The sequence below is a fragment of the Arthrobacter zhaoguopingii genome (assembly GCF_009828595.1).
GTDB classification, from domain to species: domain Bacteria; phylum Actinomycetota; class Actinomycetes; order Actinomycetales; family Micrococcaceae; genus Arthrobacter_D; species Arthrobacter_D zhaoguopingii.
The window spans coordinates 27,150-44,731 of the sequence record NZ_WPNY01000012.1 but is presented as its reverse complement, the minus strand read 5'-3'; the positions used below and the strand labels follow the sequence as shown (position 1 = coordinate 44,731).

The window sequence follows — 17,582 nt, the reverse complement described above, 5'->3', positions numbered from 1 at the left end:
GCACTGGATCCGCCGCCGTACTGGCTTACAGCCCGTACTGTTCGAGGAGCCGCAGCCAGACCTCACTGACCGTCGGGAACGACGGGACCGCATGCCAGAGCCGCTCCAACGGCACCTCGCCGGCAATCGCGATCGTCGCCGCGTGGAGCATCTCAGCGACGTCCGGCCCGGCCAGGGTCGCACCGATGATGACCCTGCGGTCCTCGTCAACAATCATCTGCGCCCATCCGGTGTATCCCTCGGAGTGGAGGGCGGAACCGGCCACCGCGATCGGCAGCGAGACCTCCGACGCGTTGACGCCGTCGTTCTGCGCCTGCTCGAGCGTGCGTCCCACCATGGCGATCTCCGGATCGGTGAAGACCACCTGCGGCACCGCATACGAGTTCGCCGTCGCGGCATACTTGCTCCACGGCTCGACGTCATCACCGAGGGTACCGGCGGCCCGGGCGGTGATGGCATCACCGGCGGCACGGGCTTCGTACTTGCCCTGATGGGTCAGCATCACCTTGTCGGCGGCATCACCCAGGACATAGAGCCAGTCACCTGCGCTGCGGACCCGCCCCGTGTCATCCGAGGGAAGGCCTTGGGGGCTGAGGCCAAGATCCTCGAGCCCGAGCCCGTCCAGCGCCGGCCGGCGGCCTGTGGCCACGAGCAGCTTGTCGGACTCGATGGTGTCACCGCTGTCCAGGGTGACGGCCACCGAGTTTTCACCGTTCTTGGCAACGGTCCGGATGCCGGTGTCGGTCAGGACCCGGATTCCTTCCTTTTCCAGTGCGTTCTTCACAAGGTCGGCCGCCGGCGCCGGGAATCCCCGAAGGATTCCACTGCGGGCAATAATCGTCACCTTCGCCCCGAGCCGGGAGAAGGCCTGGGCCAGCTCGGTGCCGGCCACGCCTGCGCCGATCACTGTGATCGACTGCGGAACGTCCTCGGCGGAGACAAGCTCGCGGGTGCCCCAGAACGGAGTCTCATCGAGCCCCTCGATGGCGGGGACAACCGGCACGGACCCGGTGGCGATCACGACGGCCTGGCGGGCCTGGATCGTGGTGACCGTCCCATCCTGGGCGGTGACCTCAACCTCGCGCTCCCCGGAGATGCGCCCCAGGCCGCGGACCAGGGTGATCCCCTGCTGGGCCACCCACTTGACCTGGCCGGCATCGTCCCAGTTGGCCGCCATCGCGTCCCGGCGGGCGAACACCTGGGCGGCGTCGAGACTGCCGGTCACCGCTTCGCGCGCCCCCGGCAGGGACAGTGCGGCGGAAAGGGCGGCGCCGGAACGGATGAGCGCCTTGGACGGCATGCAGGCCCAGTACGAGCACTCGCCGCCGACCAGTTCGGATTCGACCAGCACCGCCGTCAGTCCGCCCCGGACCGCCCGATCGGCCACGTTCTCTCCAACCGGGCCGCCGCCGATAACGACAACGTCGGCTGTCTTTACTTCAGTCACAATTTTTACCTTCCACCATGTGGGGCCGGGAAAGCCGGCCCACCGGGCCCGGAAACAGACCCTGATCTTTATGCTGCCGCCCGGGAGGTCGACTCCCTGCCGCGTTGGTACAAGCGCGGATCCTCAGCGCCCCTGGCACGGCAGGCCGCACAGAGCCTGCCCGTCAGGATGGAAAGGCCCGCCCCGAACAATCCCGATGAGGGCTTGTTTCGTTGGGGTCTTCCGCATTCAGATTCTCTAACTGTTAGTACGCTAAGCTTTATTCCGCAGGAAGTCCTTTCACCTCAGGATGGAGCCATGGCCGCACCCGACGACGATCTGATGCTCGAGCGCCAGCTCTGCTTTGCGCTGTCCATTGCCTCACGGACGGTGGTCAACGCCTACCGTCCGGTCCTTGAGAGACTGAAGCTCACCCACCCCCAGTACCTGGTGATGCTCATCCTTTGGGAGCAGGACAACCGGTCGCTGCGGGAGATCAGCGAGATCCTCATGATGGAGCCGGCCACCCTCTCCCCGATGCTCAAACGCCTTGAGTCCCTGGGCTACATCACCCGGAACCGGGTGCCCGGGAACGAACGGACGCTGGCGGTGCGCCTGACGGAGACGGGAACCGCTTTGAGGGCGGAGGCCGTCGGGGTGCCGGGGACCATGCTGGAGCGGCTCGGGCTGACCCGGGAGCAGGTGGAAACGCTCAACGACTCAATGCGCGGAATTATCGCGGCAGCCACCCGGGCCGGCTCCGCCGCCGGCTAGAACCGGCGCCGGGCAGGGCTGCCGGGGTCAGCGCGACACCGGCTCCGTCGCTTCAAGCAGCGGGAGTTCGCTGCGCCTCGGCGTCCCCTCCCAGTCTCCGGGCACCAGACACGCGAAGGCTCCGGTGCGCACCGCCGTCAGCAGGCACTCCTGGGGCGGAAGCCCCCGCAGCCGTTCGGCGAGATATCCGGCGACGAAGGCATCACCGGCACCGACGGTGTCCACGGGCTGAACCGGAATGGCGGCCTGCTCGAAGTACTCTCCGTCCACCAGGGCCGCGCACCCCTGGGCGCCGCGCTTGACCACGACCTGCGAGGGCCCAAGCTCCGCGAGCGCGCCGGCGAGTTCCCGCGGCCCCTGGGCCGGGCCCACCAGCAGGGCGGCTTCGTCGTCGCCGGCGAACAGGATGTCGGCCCGGCCCGCAAGACCCCGGAGCACGGGTGAGGCGGCCTCGGGGCTCCACAGCGCCGCGCGGTAGTTGACGTCGAAGGAGACCGGGATGCCGGCTGCGCGCGCCGTCTGCACGGCGAGGTCGACGGCGTCGGCGGCCGACTCCGACAGCGCCGGGGTGATGCCCGTGACGTGCAGGAGCCCGGCGGCGGCAATCTCCTCCACCGGCACATCGGCGGGGCCGAGGCGGGAGCCGGCACTGCCTGCCCGGTAGTACCAGACCTTCTGGGTGTGCTGGGTGCGCCGCTCCTTGATCATCAGCCCGGTGGGCGCGGCCGGGTCCCGGATCGCGCGCACCTCGAGGCCTTCTGCACGCAGCTCGCGGACCACGAGGTCACCGAGGCTGTCCGCACCCACCCGGCCGAACCACGACACCGGGGCGCCGAGCCGGGCCAGGGCGATGGCGACATTGGACTCGGCACCGCCGATGCCCAGGCCCAGCTCGGAGGCGTGGGCCAGCGGCCCGGGCGTCTGCGCCCTCATCAGGGCCATGGTTTCACCGAAGGTGACCACCCCGGCGGGCCCGGCGGGGCTCCCGCCGGGCACCGCAGTCATTCCTCTGCTCCCCTCGGTGCGGGCACCGGACGTGACCGTGCCACCAGTTCGGAGACCTCGCGGGCCCGCCGGATCAGGCCCGCCGGGCTTCCGCCGGCGAAGGCGTCCTGCAGGAGCGGTCCGCCGAGGCTGACGGCGAGCGCACCGGCCTCGATCCAGCCGGGCGCGTCGGCGATGCCGATGCCGCCGCTGGGAATGACGGCGATGTCCGGGAAGGGCCCGCGCAGCTGGCCGATATACCCGGGACCCACGGTGGAGGCGGGGAACAGCTTGACCGCCGTCGCCCCCGCGTTCCAGCCGGCGAGCAGCTCGGTGGGGGTCAGGCCGCCGGGGTAGACCGGGATGCCCCGCTCAACGCACAGGCCCACCGTGGGAAGGTCCATCACCGGGGTGACGATGTAGGCCGCTCCGGCGTCGATGGCCTGGTGCGCCTGCTGGACCCTGGTGACCGTACCCACGCCGATTTCGGCTTCGGTCCCGAACCGTTCGAGGAGCCGCGGCAGCTGCTCGAGCGCGCCGGGGGTGCTGAGGGTCAGCTCGATCGAGGTGACCCCTCCGGCGAGGAGCGCGTCAATCACCGGGGCGTACTGGTCCGCGTGGCCCGCGCGGAGCACCGCGATCACGGGGTTTCGGAGCAGGGCCTCGCCCGCGGCCGGACGCTGGAGGGAGGCGGGAGAAGTCATCGGCCCAGCCACCCGCCGTCGATCGGAAGGATGGTGCCGTGGATGTAGTCGGCGGCACGCGAGGAAAGGAACACGACTCCTCCTGTCAGGTCGTCCGGTTTCCCCCAGCGTCCTGCGGGGATGCGCTCGAGGATCTGCGCCGAGCGGTTCCCGTCGGCCAGGAGGGCCTCGTTCATGTCGGTGGCGAAGTAGCCGGGCGCGACGGCGTTGACGTTGACGCCCCGGCCCGCCCATTCGTTGCTCAGCGCCTTGGTCAGCTGTCCGACGGCGCCCTTCGACGCCGCGTACGCCGGCACCCGGAACCCGCCCTGGAAGGTGAGCATCGAGGCGAGGTTCACGATCTTCCCCTCGCCGCGCTCCAGCATGGGGGCACCGAAGCCCTGGCACAGCTGGAAGACGGCGCGGGTGTTGACCTGCATCACGGTGTCGAAGTCCGCCAGCGGGAACTCAACGGCGTCGTGCCGGATCTGCGTCCCGGCGTTGTTGACGAGGATGTGCACCTCGGAGGCGGCCAGGGCGGCGGCGATCGCCCGGGCAATCGACTCCTCGCTGGTGAGGTCCACCGGGACAGTGTCGATCCGGCGGCCCAGCCGCGCGGCGGTCTCCTCGAGTTCGATGGAAACCGCGCTGCGCTGCAGGGCGATCACGTCCGCTCCCGCCTCGAGCAGGGCCCGGGCAGTGGCCCGGCCGATGCCGCGGGAGGCCCCGGTGATGGCGGCGGTGCGCCCGGTGAGGTCAAAGGGATTAGACATCGGCCGCCCCGCTCTCTTCGCCCGCTGACCCGACGAGGACCTTCAGGACCCCGCCGGCCGACATGGCCTTCGTGAAGGCCTCGGGCACCTCGCCGAGGCCGAAGACCTCGATGGGCAGCCGGTCCAGCTGCAGCACGTCGGCCTCGATCAGCCCGACGGCCCGTTCCATGTCCTGCCGCGTGTAGACCCGCACACCGATGAGTGTCTGCTCGGAGAAGGTGATTCCCTGGAGGTCGAGCTTCGCCGGTTCCTTGTACACCCCGACGAGCACGATGGTCCCCTGCACGCGGGCGGCCCCGGAGAGGGCGGCGGCGACGGAAGGGTGGGCCGCGGAGTCGAAGACAATATCGGCGCCCGCGCCTGCGGTCCTTGAGCGGACGGTGCCGGCGGGGTCCTCTCCCGGCGCGAGGACGGAGAAACCGAACCGCCCGGCCGCCTCCCGGCGGTCCTCGCTCGGCTCGATCAGGAACACCTCCCCGGCGCCGGCCTCCCGGGCGACAAGGGCCGTGAGCAGCCCGATCGGGCCGGCGCCGAAGACGGCGACGCGCTCGCCCCCCGACAGCCCGGACCGGGCGACGGCGTGCACCGCGACGGCCAGGGGCTCGGCGAGGGCGGCCTGCCGAGCAGGCACCTTCGGATCGACGGGCAGGAGCGCCCGCGCCGGGAGGGCGACATATTCGGCCAGCGAGCCCGGCGCGTCGATGCCGTAGAGGTTGAGGCGAGAGCACACGTGGGAATTCCCACTGGTGCAGGGGCCGCAGGTGCCGCAGGTGATCAGCGGCTCTACAACGACCCGGGTCCCCTCGGCCGGGCCGTCCGGTGCGGCGACGGCAACCGTGCCGGTGATTTCGTGGCCCAGGATCAGCGGCGGCGCGGCCCGCGGGTGGGTGCCGTGGTAGATGGAGAAGTCGGTGCCGCACAGGCCCGTGTACTCGACCCGGATCAGCGCCCAGCCGTCGGGCACCTCGGGCAGGGGAACCTGCTGCACCGCGACGGTCTCCGGCGCGGTGAGCACGGCGGCCTTCATTGTCGAATCGGAGGGGGTCATGAGAGCACTTTCGGGTTGAGGATATTGCGCGGAACGGTTCCGGAGCACACATCGAGCACGTTCTCAAGGGTCCGGCTCTTCAGTTCGCCGTAGGACTCCTCGCTGTACCAGGCGGCGTGGGGGGTGAGGACCGCGTTCCCGAGACCCAGGAGGGGGTGGCCCTCCGGCAGCGGTTCCTGTTCGAAGACATCGAGGCCCGCCCCGGCGAGCTGCCCCGACTCCAGGGCACCAACCACCGCCGCGGTATCCACGACCCCGCCGCGGCACGTGTTGACCAGCACCGCTCCGGGTTTCATGGCCGCGAGGGTTCCGGCGTCGATGAGGTGGTGCGTATCGGCGTTCAGCGGCACGTGGAGGGAGACGACGTCGGCGCGGGCAAGGAGTTCCTCGAACGCTACGACTTCAACGCCGTCGGGAGTGACCGAGCCCGGGGTGAGGCGGGGTTCGTAACCGATCACCGTGTACCCAATACCCCGGGCCTTGCGGGCCGTGGCCGAGCCGATGAGTCCGAGCCCGACGATGCCGAAGACCCGGGTGGCGGTCCGGTGCAGCGGCCGCACCGCGGCCAGGCTGTGTTCGCCGGCGCGCATGCGCCGGTCGAGCTGGGTCACTCCGCGGGCCAGGGTCAGGGCCAGCGCAATCGCGTGGTCGCTGACGTCTTCGGTCCCGTAGTCGGGCACGTTGCACACCGCGACGCCGCGGGCCGTGGCGGCGTCGACGTCGACCGTGTCGACGCCCACCCCGTAGCGCCCGATGGCCTTGAGCCCCGGAAGGGCGTCGAGCACCCGGGCCGTGATGGGCGCGTACTGCACCAGGATCCCGTCGGCTCCCGCGGCGGCGGCGATGACGTCATCCTCCGTGAGGCAGGAGGCCAGGGTGAGGGCGGCCCCGCGCCTGCGGGCGAGCTCCTCCTCAATGGCAATGGAGTCGTGGTCGCAGTCGGTGATGACGATTTTCAGCTGATCGGACATCTCATCCCTCCGTGAACTGGAATGCTAGTGCTTTTCCACCGGGTCCGAACCTCCGCGACCGTCATCCACGCACCCGTTCGAGGGACGCGAAGTCCAGCTCGACGCCGTGGCCGGGAAGTTCGGGCGCCACGGCGAAGCCGTCCTCAATGCGCAGCGGCGCGGCAAGGTAGGCGTCGAGCCCGAATCCGTGGGCCTCCATGTAGGTGCGGTTGGGCGCCGCGGCCAGGGCGTGGACGGTGAGGTCGTGCACCCCGTGCGAGGTGACCGGGAGGTTGTGCGCCTCGGCCAAGGCGCTGACCTTCCGGAAGGTGGTGTAGCCGCCGCAGTTGCTGACGTCCGGTTCAGGGAAGGTGATGGCGCCGGCGGTGATGGCCTGCTGGAACTCATACAGGGTGTGGAGGTTCTCGCCTCCGGCGATCGGCTGGCGGCCTTCGCGGACGATGCGGGCGTACCCGGCGAAATCGTCGGGGATTGTGGGCTCCTCGATCCAGACCAGGTTGAAGTCGGCGAGCGCGTGGGCGGCGCGGATCGACTCGTCGACACTCCACTTCATGTTCGCGTCGACCATCAGGGGGAAGTCCTCTCCGAGGTGCTCGCGCATCCGGGCCACCCGGGCGACGTCCTCACGCAGCTGCGGCCGTCCGACCTTCATCTTGATGGCACGGAACCCGTGCTCCTGGTAGCCGTCGGCCTGGGCGAGCAGGTCCTCGATCGGCAGCTGAAGGTCGATCCCGCCGGCGTACACGGGCACCTTGGGGTCAAACCCGCCGAAGAGGCGCCACAAAGGCTGCTGGGCCTTCTTGCCCTTGAGGTCCCACAGCGCGATGTCGATTGCGGAGATCGCCGAGGTCACATGTCCGCCGCGGCCCGCGTAGTGGAGGGCCCACCACATCTGCTGCCAGAGCGATTCGATGCGGTCGGCGTCCTGGCCCTGCAGCAGCGGCGCGAGGTAGCGGTCGATCATCACGGCCACGGCCGCGCCGCCGTGGTTGACGGTGTAGGTGTAGCCCAGGCCCACGGCCCCGTCGCTGTCGGTCACCCGTACGGTGATGAGTTCAAAATCCAGCATCACCCCGTGCATGCTGTCGGTCAGCGTCTGCTGCAGGGGGATCCGGTAAAGGTCCGTCTGCATTGTTTCGACTTTGGCCATGGTCACTCCTTTGGACGTGGGTACCGAGGAGCCGGCCATTCCCCGGAGGGCCGTCCGACGCCTAGAAAACCGGTTTTCCCCGGCGGCGTCCACCCTACGGCGATTCCAGGGTGAGGTCAACATCACATCTGCTGCTATGGCAGAATCAGACTGCCGCATGCATCGAAGGGAGGTCCAGTGCGCGACGCCGACGCTCCGCTCCACCCGAAACAGCGGTCCCGCCTCATTGACGTGGCAAACCATGCCGGTGTCACAAAATCGGTCGTTTCCCGGGTCCTGAACAACGACCGCACCCTCTCCATCCGGGAGGAGACCCGCACGCGCATCCTCGACGCGGTGCGGGACCTCGGCTACCAGCCGCACACCGGCGCCCGCGCCCTGGCCGGCGCCAGTACCCGCGCCCTTGCCCTGCTCATCCCGGACCTCACCAACCCGGTCTACTCCCGCATCACCCGCGGCGCCGTCCAGCAGGCGCGGGTCCGCGGCTTCGCCATGCTGCTGGCGGAGGACTCCGCCGATTCCGGCGTGGACCGGCAGTTCGCCGACCTCGTGGCGAGCCACCGGGTGGACGGGCTCCTCATCGCCTCGGCGCGCCCCGACCACCCGCTGTTGGGCATGCTGCCCGACTCCCGGATTCCGCACGTGTTCGTGAACCGGGTCGTCGCGGGCTCCGGGCGGAACATTTCGCTGCAGATCGAGGCGGCCAGCCAGGCCGCCCTCGACCACCTGCTCGCGCTGGGGCACCGTCGGATCGGCCATGTCTCGGGTCCGGAGCAGCTCGCGCCGACCGTCAGCAGGCGGGCCGGGCTGCTCGGCGCCGCGGTGGCGGCAGGGATTCCGGAACCCTCGATCGAATCAGGGGAGTTCAACGAGCAGGGCGGCTATGCCGCAGCCACCCGGCTCCTGGCGGACCATCCCGACCTGACCGCGATCTACGCCAGCACCCTGAACCAGGCGATCGGCGTCCTCTCGGCCGTCCATGCCGCCGGGCTGCGCATTCCCGAGGACATCTCGGTCATCTCCTATGACGACCTCCCCCTCGCCGGGTTCCTCCACCCTCCCCTGACGGCCATCGCCATGCCGCTGATGGAGCTGGGGCAGGCCGCCGTCGACGCACTCTGCGCCCAGCTCGAAGGAGCACCCCCCGAGGATGTGCTGGTGCCGGGCGCCCCCGAGGTGGTGGTGCGCGGGTCCACCGGGCCGCCGCGTTCGGGACCGTCCGCCGGCGCCGCAAACGTGCCGTCTTAAAGCGGATCCCTCCTTCGGGGGCGGCCCTTCGGCGGCCCCCAGGCGCTAGTCTTAGCGCACCGGACCGAAGGGACCCGCACCATGACGAAAACGATCTACAGAGCCGCCTCCTCCCTCAACGGATTCCTCGCCGACGGGGAGGGTTCGATGGACTGGCTCTTCGCCGTGGATCAGCCCGAGCCCTACCACCAGGGGCACTTCCTGGACGGCATCACGGTCCTGGTCCAGGGGTCGAAGACCTATGAGTGGATGCTTGAGGCCGAAGGCGTCCTCGAGCGCCCCGGACGGTGGCGGGAGTTCTACGGGAACCGCCCCGCGTTCGTCTTCACCAACCGGGACCTTCCCCGGCCGGACGGCGCCGATGTGCGGTTCGTCTGCGGCGAGCCCGGCGCCGTCTACCCGCAGCTCGTCGAGGCTGCGGGGGACAAGGACATCTGGCTGATGGGCGGCGGTGACCTCGCCGGCCAGTTCTTCGACGCCAACCTGCTCGATGAGGTGCAGGTGGCGATCGCCCCGGTCACCCTCGACGCCGGGGCGCCGCTGCTGCCACGCTTTATCCAGTCGGACCGGCTCAACCTGCGCAGCGCGGAGCAGCTCGCCCAGTTCGCCCACCTGACCTACGAAGTCACCCGCTGGCAGCCCAATCCCGCCTAGGCACCCGCCCAGGCCCGGATGCCGCGCTTTTCCTGTGCCTTTCCTGCGGATAATCCTCTGGTGCCGCTCTCCCGGCGGTTCGAGAATGGAGGGGAGGGCGGCAGCGAACCTGCCCTCCAGCGGCGGCTGCGGCCCCGCTTTCGACAAGGGCAAAACCGGTGCGAGCCGGTGACGCAAAGCCACGGGGCCTTTCCGGTCAGCCGGGCTTCCGAACAGCAAAGGTCTCTCATGCACGATGCCTCCCCGGGCACCGCCCTGCCCGCCCCCCGCCGGTTGGCGGCACGCCTGCTCCGCACCGCGCTCGCCCTCTGCCTTGCCGCCGTCGTTGCGGCGCTCGGACCCGGGGCGCTCCAGCCGGCGCACGCCGCCACGGCGTCCATCTCCCTCAGCGCCTCCAGCGGACCCGCCGGGACCCTGGTCACCGTCTCCGGAACCGGATTCCCCAAAAAGTCGAAGGGCACCCTCACCGCCGGTACTGCCTCCGTGCCCTTCACCGCCAACGCGTCCGGATCCTTCACCGCCGGCATTGTCATTCCCGACGCCGGCAGCCCGGTGCTCATCGAGGCACGGGCAGGCTCGGGCCTCGCCTCGGCGACCTTCACCCTGACCTACGCCCCGCCCGCCGGACCCGCCCCCGTGCCGGGGATCCGCACGGCGCCGCTGCGTTTCGGCACCGGGACCCCCGGCGGTCCGATGGCCGCCGGTGAGCTGGACGAGGTGGCCGTGCTCGCCGGTGAGGCGCCGTCGGTCGTCCTGTCCTACAAGGACTTCGCCCAGGCCCCGCCGCTGGCCGAGCTTGACGCCGTCCGGTCCCGCGGGGCCGTGACCCTGCTGACCTGGGAACCCTGGCTCTGGGGCGGCGGCACCGCCCAGCCCGCCTACTCCTCGGACCGCATCACCGCCGGGGACTTCGACCCGTACCTGCGCCAGTGGGGCTCCGCCCTGGCCCAGTGGGGCCACCCGGTGATGCTGCGCTTCGGCCACGAGATGAACGGCAACTGGTACCCCTGGGCGGAAGGGATCAACGGCAACGAGGCCGGCGACTACGCGGCGGCGTGGCGCCATGTGCACGACGTCGTGGCCTCCACGGGCGCCTCCAATATCTCCTGGGTATGGAATCCGAACGTGCCGTACTGGGGGTCGACGCCCCTGGATCAGCTCTACCCCGGAGCCCAGTACGTCGACGCCGTCGCGCTCGACGGCTACAACTGGGGCGCCTCCGCCTCGTGGAGCACCTGGGTGGAGCCCGATGCCCTGTTCGGAGAAGGGCTTGCGGAGCTGCGCCGGCTCGCCCCGGGGAAGCAGATCCTGATCGCCGAGACCGCATCGGCGGAGGCGGGCGGCTCGAAGTCCGCCTGGATCACGTCCCTGGTGCGCTACCTCGCGGCCCAGCCCGACGTCACGGCCCTGGTCTGGTTCCACTTCGCCAAGGAAGCCGACTGGCGCATCAACAGCAGCGCCGGTTCGGCGTCTGCGCTGGCACAGGCGCTCGCCGCCCGGCCTCCCGCGGGCTGAGCCGTCCCCGGGGCGGACCCGCCTTCCGCTCCGGGCGGTCGACCGGAGTGGAAAGCCCGGAATTTCCGCAATGTGGGGACTTCTAGTTCTCGACCCGCTCCGGGGCCAGCCGGTATCCCACGCCCCGGACGGTCACCAGCCAGGCGGGCTGGCGGGGATCTTCCCGGAGCTTCTTTCGAAGATTTCCGATATGCACTTCGACAGCCCGCTCGTCCACATCGCTAACGTAAGCCGCATCGCGGTACTGCTCGCCGCGCACGACACGGACTAAATCGGCTTTAGTGCGGACCGACCCGCCGCTGCGCATAAGGTCATGAAGTAAATCGAACTCGCTCCGCGTTAAACTGATTTCGGCGTCGAACAGTTTGGCCGTGCGGGTCTCCTGGTGGAGCACGAGGCCGTTGTGGCGCAGCACCGGCTGCTGCGGAGCCGCCCCCGCCTCGGGGGATGCGCCGGCCGGCCCTCCGGCCTCCCGCGGACGCCGGAGCATGGCAGCGACCCGGGCCCTCAGCTCGCGGGGCCGGAAGGGCTTGGTGAGGAAATCGTCGGCGCCGGACTGAAGGGCCATGAGGGTGTCCAGTTCATCGGCGCGTGCGGTCAGCATAATGACATAGCAGTCGCTGAACGCCCGGATGCGCCGGAGCACCTCGAAACCGTCGATATCGGGCAGTCCGACGTCCAGGGTCACCACCGTGGGGCTGTTGCCGCGCACCGCGAGGACCCCGTCACGCCCCGTCGCCCCTGAGTGAACCTCGAACCCCGACTGCTGGAGGACAGCGCTCAAGAGATTGCGCACATCTTCGTCGTCTTCAATAACGACGGCAGTCCCCTGCTCACCCATATTTTTCCCTTACGCCGGAGGCCGGGAGTGGTGAAACGTATTCACCCTCGTGCACCTTGAGACCCGTGATTGTTTTACAGGCTACAAGGGAAGTTCGTGTTAAGTAAGTTACGCAAGATTGCCGCAGTTTCTTTACCGAATTTCTGCACCTCATTGCCCGTACGGGAGCAATAATAGAGAAATGTCCTCTCTTCATACGGAACCCGCGCGTCCAGCCTTTCTGTATGAGCCTCCGCCCGTCGAGTCCACCCCGACCACAAAGACGAACCTCTACTTCCGGCGGCTCGGTCCGCGGGTCCGGATCGGCCTGTGCCAGCTGCCCCTGACGGTCATCGTCATCGGCATCGTGCTGGCCGCGCCGAGCATCTGGCCGGGACTGCTCAGCCTCCCCTGGTTCCAGCTCGGACTCGCCATCCACGCGGCGCTGTTCCTGGTCTGCTGGCTGATCCCCTGGGAGAGACTGCCCCAGGCCGCCCCCCTGCTGATCCCGGTCGGTGACCTGCTGGCGATTGCCGTGACCCGCAACAGCGGGCTGGAAATTCTTCCCGGCCTCGGTGCGCTCGCAGTTTTCCCGGTCATCTGGCTGGCCGCCGCGGGCATCCTCGGCTGGCTGGCGGTGCTCATGAGCTTCGTCGGGCCCCTGCTGATCGTAGGGTTTCCGCTGCTGGCCAAGCTCCCGGATGTCACCGCGGCCGAGCTGAGCGGCACGGTCTTCCTCCCCGTGACACTGCTCGCGGTCGCGCTCGCGGTCCGCTTCGCGACCGCCAATGTAGCCCTGCAGCAGCGGCAACTGATGAAGAAGGATGCCATCCTGCGTGAGCTGCTCAAGTCGAGCAAGGAGCGCGAGCGGCTCCTGCACACGGTGCTGGACACCATTGACGTCGGCGTCGTAGCGGTCAATGCCGAGGGCGAGACGATCCTCACCAACCACCAGCAGAACCTCCTCCACCGGCTCGCCCTGCCCTCCGGAAGCTCCGGCACCGACGAGTCGGCGCTCGCACTGTTCGGCCAGGATCAGCGGACGGTCCTGCCGGAGGCCAAGCGCCCGGTGCGCCGGGCGGTCGACGGGGAGTCCTTCGCGGACTACCTGATCTGGATCGGGCAGGGCAGCGACCAGCGGGCCCTCTCCACGGCGGCGCGGGCCATGAAGAGCGACTCCGGCGAGTTCAGCGGCGCCGTCATCGCCTCGAGCGACGTCACCGGCCTGGTTGAGGCGATCGCAGCAAAGGACGATCTGATCGCCAATGTCTCCCACGAGCTGCGGACGCCGCTGACCTCGATCCTCGGCAACCTCGAACTGGCGCAGGACTCCGGCGACGAGGTGCCGCCGCGCACCGCCTACTACCTGGACATCGCCCACAGCAATGCCGAGCGCCTGCTCGAGATCGTCTCGGACCTGCTGCTGTCGGCCTCCGCCGCGCTGAGCATCCACCCCCGCCGCACCGACATCGCGGGCCTTGTGGATTCCAGCGTCGGCTCTCTGAGCGCCCAGGCCCGCACCGGGGGGATCACCATCCGGGTGGATGTGCCCTCCCCGCTGTGGGCGCACACCGACCCGCAGCGGATCTCCCAGGCGATCGACAATCTTCTGTCGAACGCGATCAAGTACTCCCCGGAGGGCGGCACGGTCACCATCACGGCCCGGCCCGACGGCGACGAGGTGGTCCTGTCGGTCGAGGACACCGGCTCCGGAATGACCCCGGCGGACGCCGCGAGGGTCTTCGACAAGTTCTTCCGCGCCCGCTCGGCCCGGGAATCGGAAATTCCCGGCACGGGCCTCGGTCTCTCCATCACCAAGGCCATCGTCGAGGGCCACGGCGGAACGATCTCCTGCAGCAGCGATTTCGGCCGGGGCACCCGCTTCACCGTCACCCTTCCGGACCACCCGGCGCCGGCCGACCTTCCGGCCTAGCGGGGAGTCCCGGCCGGCGCCGGTGGCGGACGGCCCGCCGGAGCGCTCCGGCACTGCCTGGTGATTGACGCCGGTTCCCGGTTTTGCAGTAGAAATGAGGGATGCAGTCCTCCCCCGTTCTTCACCTTTCGCGTTCGGGCACAAGCGTTGTGCTCGACACCACCACCAACGGTCTCCCGGCGGTTCTCTACTGGGGCGAGGCCCTGGGGGACATCGCCGAGGACCAGCTTGTTGCCCTCGCAGCGGCCCTCCGCCCGCAGCGGGTATCGGGCGGGATCGACATCCCGGCCCGTCTGACCCTGGTTCCACAGGAGTCGTTCGGCTGGCAGGGAACCGCCGGCTTCACCGGGCACCGCGGCGGGTCGTTCATCTCCGCGGCGTTTACCACCACCGACCTGCAGTCCACGGCGCACGACGTGCGGCTCACCGCCGTCGACGCCGTCGCGGGCCTGACCCTCGAGGCCGAGCTGACGGTCACCGAAGCGGGCCTGTTCCGCCAGCGCCTCGGCGTCGTCAACACTGCCGACATCGCCTACGAGGTCCGCTCCCTGCTGGCCATCTTCCCCCTTCCGGCCAGTGCGCAGGAGGTCCTGGACACCACCGGCCGGCACCTGCGCGAGCGCAGCCCCCAGCGCCATGCCCTCACGGCGGGCAGCTACCGCAGGGAGAGCAGGAAGGGCCGCCCCGGTGCCGACGCGACCCTGCTGCTGGGCGCCGGTGAACCGGCCTTCGGGTTCCAGCGCGGCCTGGTCCACGCCGTCCACACCGCCTGGAGCGGGAACCACCAGCTGCTCGTCGAGAAGACGCCGACCGGCGAGGCCTTCCTCGGCGCCGGGGAGCTGCTGCTCCCCGGCGAGATCGTCCTCGCACCCGGGCACCGGTACGACGCGCCCGAGGCCCTCGGGTCCTGGGGCCACGGGCTCAATGCGCTCGCCGCCCGCTTCCACCAGGAACTGCGGCTCCGCGACAACCACCCGCGGCGCCCGCGCCCGGTCACGCTGAACACCTGGGAAGCGGTCTACTTCGATCACAACCTTGAGCGCCTGACCCACCTCGCCGACAAGGCCGCCGCCGTCGGCATCGAGCGTTTCGTGCTGGACGACGGCTGGTTTTCCGGCCGCCGGGACGACACAGCCGGGCTCGGCGACTGGTTCGTGGACCCCGCGGTCTGGCCCGAGGGGCTGACCCCGCTGATCGACCACGTCAAATCGCGCGGGATGGAGTTCGGGCTGTGGTTCGAACCCGAGATGGTCAACCCCGACTCCGACCTGGCGCGCAGCCATCCGGACTGGATCATCCAGGCCGAGGGCCGCCTGCCCGTGCCCGGACGCCAGCAGCAGGTGCTCAACCTGGCGAACCCCGAGGCCTACGACTACATCCTTAAGTCAATCGACGCGGTGCTCACCGAAAACGACATCTCCTATGTCAAGTGGGACCACAACCGCGAGGTGCTCGACGGCGCTGACGCGCGCACCGGCCACGCGGTCATCCACGAGAATGTCCTGGCGCTGTACCGCCTGCTCGACGAGCTGAAGCAGCGCCACCCGGGCCTCGAGATTGAAAGCTGCGCTTCCGGCGGAGCCCGGGTGGACCTCGGCATCCTCGCTCGAACCGACCGCATCTGGACGAGTGACTGCATCGACCCCATCGAACGCCTGCCCAACCAGAAGTACACGGGGCTCCTGGTGCCGCCGGAGCTGATGGGCATGCACGTCGGCGGGCCCGTCTCCCACTCCACCGGCCGCGCGCACGGCCTGACCTTCCGCGCCGCCACAGCCGTCTTCGGCCACTTCGGTGTGGAATGGGACATTTCGGACCTTAGCGCCGAGGACACCGCCGCACTGGCGGAGTGGGTCAAGGTCCACAAGGCGTGGCGGGATGTGCTCCACACCGGGCACGCCGTCTACGCGGACCTTCCCGACCCGGCGATGGACGTGCGCGGCGTCGTCGCCCGCGACGGCTCATCGGCCCTGTTCGGCTACTCACTGACCGCCTCCAGCGCCAGCTACCCTCCGGGACGGATCGTCCTTCCCGGGCTCGACCCTGAGGGCACCTACAGCATCTCGCTCGCAGCGCCCCACCGCGAGCTTCCGGGGAACGGGCAGTCGGCCCTGTCCTGGGTGCAGGCGGCGGCCGAGGGCTCCCCGCTGTCGCTTAGCGGGCGTCTGCTGGGCTCGGTGGGCCTTGAAGCGCCGGTGCTGTTCCCGGAGCAGTCGGTCCTGATCGAGCTGAGGCGGGCCGAGGGCTAGTCGCTCCGGAGTTCCTCCCGTTCACCGGGTCCTGATGCGTCGGGGTCGGCCCGGTGGGCGGGCGCGGTCTGCGGTCAGGCGCGGTCTGCGGTCAGGCGCGGTCTGCGGTCAGGCGCGGTCTGCGGTCAGGCGCGGTCTGCGGTCAGGCCGAACCGCGCCACATGACGACAGTCTCGAGCACACGCGGCGAGCTGGGCAGGCCCATCAGCTGGGCGAGCACCAGTTCGGCCGCGGTGGTGCCGAGGAGCCCTGCCGGCTGGCGCACGGTGGAGAGCTGGGGCCGGCACCGCAGGGCCCAGCTGCTGTCGTCGAAGCCGACAATGCCGACGTCCTCGGGCACCCGCCGTCCGGCCTCCTGCAGCGCGGTCATGGCGCCGGCGGCCACCGCGTCCGAGGCGGCGAACACGCCGTCGATCGACGGGTCGCGGCGGAGCAGCTTCTGCATGCCCTCGAAGCCGGCCGCGTAGGTGTAGAGGGGGTACTCAACCACCAGGCGGGGGTTGTACCGCTCCCCCATCGCGGCCCGGAACCCGGCGAGGCGGTCCTGGCCCGAGTCGCGGTCCAGGGCGCTGGCGATCATGCCGACGCGCTGGCGGCCGGTGCCGAGCAGCCTGCTCGTGATCGTGCGTGCCGCCTCGACATTGTCGATCGCCGCGTACGGCAGGTCCGGGGTGCCGTCGGGATGCCCGACGAAGGCGGCCGGCAGCCCGATGTCGGCGACGGCGGCGGCAATGGGATCCGAGGCGCGGGCCGACACGATGACGGCGCCGTCGATCAGGCCCCCACGCAGGTGGTCGGCGACCCGGTGGCTGTCGCGGTCGGAGTCGATAATGAGGGTGACCAGCTGGTAGTCGGCCTTGGAGAGAGCCTCATTGGCACCCAGCAGGATCGAGCCGATGTTCGGGTCCTCGAACAGGAGCGAATGCGGCTCGTGGATGATCAGGCCGATCGCGCGGGACTCCTGGGTGACCAGGTTCCGGGCCGCCGTATTGCGCACGTAACCCACTTGGGCGATCGCCGCCTCGACGGCCATCCGCGCCTCCGCCGAGACATATTTCTCCCCGTTGACCACCCGGGAGACGGTGCCCCGGGACAGCCCCGCAGCGTCGGCGACGTCGTTGATCGTGGCGCGCCGTGCTCGCATTCGGGTGAGGGACATATCTGTACTGTAGCCGAGCCTCCGGCTGCCCGGAGGCCGCTCAGCCGTTGACAGCCTCCAGGGCCATTGCTACGCTGTGAACGCTCCCAGAGATTGCAGAGGACTTCGGTTCCGCGGTTTCTGGGAGCGTTCACAGAGCGTTCAAGGCAACGAGGCCCCTTCTCGTCTTGCACGTGCAGAGCAAGCCGAAGGAGC

The 17,582-nt window shown here is 69.7% G+C and carries 15 protein-coding genes and 1 riboswitch; of the genes, 6 read left to right on the top strand and 9 right to left on the bottom strand.

Annotated features, from left to right (window positions below; genetic code table 11):
* Window positions 1-25 precede the first annotated feature (25 nt).
* The gene (locus GVV86_RS14745; protein ID WP_159803197.1) at window positions 26-1,447 is read right to left on the bottom strand and encodes a dihydrolipoyl dehydrogenase family protein; all 1,422 of its coding nucleotides are present in this window, start codon (window positions 1,445-1,447) and stop codon (window positions 26-28) included.
* A gap of 297 nt (window positions 1,448-1,744) precedes the next feature.
* Between GVV86_RS14745 and GVV86_RS14740 the strand changes: the two genes are divergently transcribed.
* Window positions 1,745-2,200 (top strand): MarR family winged helix-turn-helix transcriptional regulator, encoded by a 456-nt coding sequence (locus GVV86_RS14740; protein ID WP_159803196.1) that lies wholly within the window; start codon window positions 1,745-1,747, stop codon window positions 2,198-2,200.
* A gap of 27 nt (window positions 2,201-2,227) precedes the next feature.
* On the opposite strand, the gene GVV86_RS14735 is transcribed toward GVV86_RS14740, so the two are convergent.
* The 6 genes from GVV86_RS14735 to GVV86_RS14710 all read right to left on the bottom strand — a co-directional run bounded on the left by GVV86_RS14735 (window position 2,228) and on the right by GVV86_RS14710 (window position 7,809).
* A complete protein-coding gene (locus tag GVV86_RS14735) occupies window positions 2,228-3,205 on the bottom strand; it encodes a sugar kinase (RefSeq protein ID WP_159803195.1) in 978 nt (325 codons plus the stop codon).
* Window positions 3,202-3,888, bottom strand: coding sequence for a bifunctional 4-hydroxy-2-oxoglutarate aldolase/2-dehydro-3-deoxy-phosphogluconate aldolase (locus GVV86_RS14730; protein WP_159803194.1), 687 nt, complete (start codon window positions 3,886-3,888; stop codon window positions 3,202-3,204). The genes GVV86_RS14735 and GVV86_RS14730 overlap by 4 nt, the downstream gene beginning before the upstream one ends.
* On the bottom strand, window positions 3,885-4,640 hold the full coding sequence (locus tag GVV86_RS14725; protein WP_159803193.1) for an SDR family oxidoreductase: 756 nt from the start codon (window positions 4,638-4,640) through the stop codon (window positions 3,885-3,887). The genes GVV86_RS14730 and GVV86_RS14725 overlap by 4 nt, the downstream gene beginning before the upstream one ends.
* Window positions 4,633-5,688, bottom strand: coding sequence for a zinc-dependent alcohol dehydrogenase (locus GVV86_RS14720; protein ID WP_159803192.1), 1,056 nt, complete (start codon window positions 5,686-5,688; stop codon window positions 4,633-4,635). The genes GVV86_RS14725 and GVV86_RS14720 overlap by 8 nt, the downstream gene beginning before the upstream one ends.
* A complete protein-coding gene (locus GVV86_RS14715) occupies window positions 5,685-6,659 on the bottom strand; it encodes a C-terminal binding protein (RefSeq protein ID WP_159803191.1) in 975 nt (324 codons plus the stop codon). Before GVV86_RS14715 ends, GVV86_RS14720 begins: the two co-directional genes overlap by 4 nt.
* A gap of 61 nt (window positions 6,660-6,720) precedes the next feature.
* Window positions 6,721-7,809 carry a mandelate racemase/muconate lactonizing enzyme family protein gene (locus GVV86_RS14710; protein WP_159803190.1) on the bottom strand — a complete coding sequence of 363 codons (1,089 nt, stop codon included), beginning with the start codon at window positions 7,807-7,809 and terminating at the stop codon, window positions 6,721-6,723.
* A gap of 177 nt (window positions 7,810-7,986) precedes the next feature.
* On the opposite strand from GVV86_RS14710, the gene GVV86_RS14705 reads away from it, so the two are divergent.
* The 3 genes from GVV86_RS14705 to GVV86_RS14695 all read left to right on the top strand — a co-directional run bounded on the left by GVV86_RS14705 (window position 7,987) and on the right by GVV86_RS14695 (window position 11,226).
* Window positions 7,987-9,057, top strand: a complete 1,071-nt coding sequence (locus GVV86_RS14705; protein ID WP_201291467.1) for a LacI family DNA-binding transcriptional regulator — start codon at window positions 7,987-7,989, stop codon at window positions 9,055-9,057.
* An 81-nt stretch (window positions 9,058-9,138) separates the two neighbouring features.
* Window positions 9,139-9,711, top strand: coding sequence for a dihydrofolate reductase family protein (locus tag GVV86_RS14700; protein WP_159803189.1), 573 nt, complete (start codon window positions 9,139-9,141; stop codon window positions 9,709-9,711).
* A 138-nt stretch (window positions 9,712-9,849) separates the two neighbouring features.
* Window positions 9,850-9,924: riboswitch (cyclic di-GMP riboswitch) on the top strand.
* A 15-nt stretch (window positions 9,925-9,939) separates the two neighbouring features.
* Window positions 9,940-11,226, top strand: a complete 1,287-nt coding sequence (locus GVV86_RS14695) for a glycoside hydrolase family 26 protein (protein ID WP_159803188.1) — start codon at window positions 9,940-9,942, stop codon at window positions 11,224-11,226.
* 82 nt (window positions 11,227-11,308) lie between these two features.
* Here the strand turns inward: GVV86_RS14695 and GVV86_RS14690 are convergent, their stop codons facing one another.
* Window positions 11,309-12,067, bottom strand: coding sequence for a response regulator transcription factor (locus tag GVV86_RS14690; RefSeq protein WP_159619704.1), 759 nt, complete (start codon window positions 12,065-12,067; stop codon window positions 11,309-11,311).
* 181 nt (window positions 12,068-12,248) lie between these two features.
* Between GVV86_RS14690 and GVV86_RS14685 the strand changes: the two genes are divergently transcribed.
* Both GVV86_RS14685 and GVV86_RS14680 read left to right on the top strand, forming a co-directional pair.
* Window positions 12,249-13,979 carry a sensor histidine kinase gene (locus GVV86_RS14685; RefSeq protein ID WP_159803187.1) on the top strand — a complete coding sequence of 577 codons (1,731 nt, stop codon included), beginning with the start codon at window positions 12,249-12,251 and terminating at the stop codon, window positions 13,977-13,979.
* A gap of 101 nt (window positions 13,980-14,080) precedes the next feature.
* Complete coding sequence (locus GVV86_RS14680; protein WP_159803186.1) at window positions 14,081-16,228, top strand: alpha-galactosidase; 2,148 nt, start codon at window positions 14,081-14,083, stop codon at window positions 16,226-16,228.
* Window positions 16,229-16,370: 142 nt separating this feature from the next.
* Here the strand turns inward: GVV86_RS14680 and GVV86_RS14675 are convergent, their stop codons facing one another.
* Window positions 16,371-17,387 carry a LacI family DNA-binding transcriptional regulator gene (locus GVV86_RS14675; protein WP_159619710.1) on the bottom strand — a complete coding sequence of 339 codons (1,017 nt, stop codon included), beginning with the start codon at window positions 17,385-17,387 and terminating at the stop codon, window positions 16,371-16,373.
* Between the last annotated feature and the right edge of the window lie 195 nt (window positions 17,388-17,582).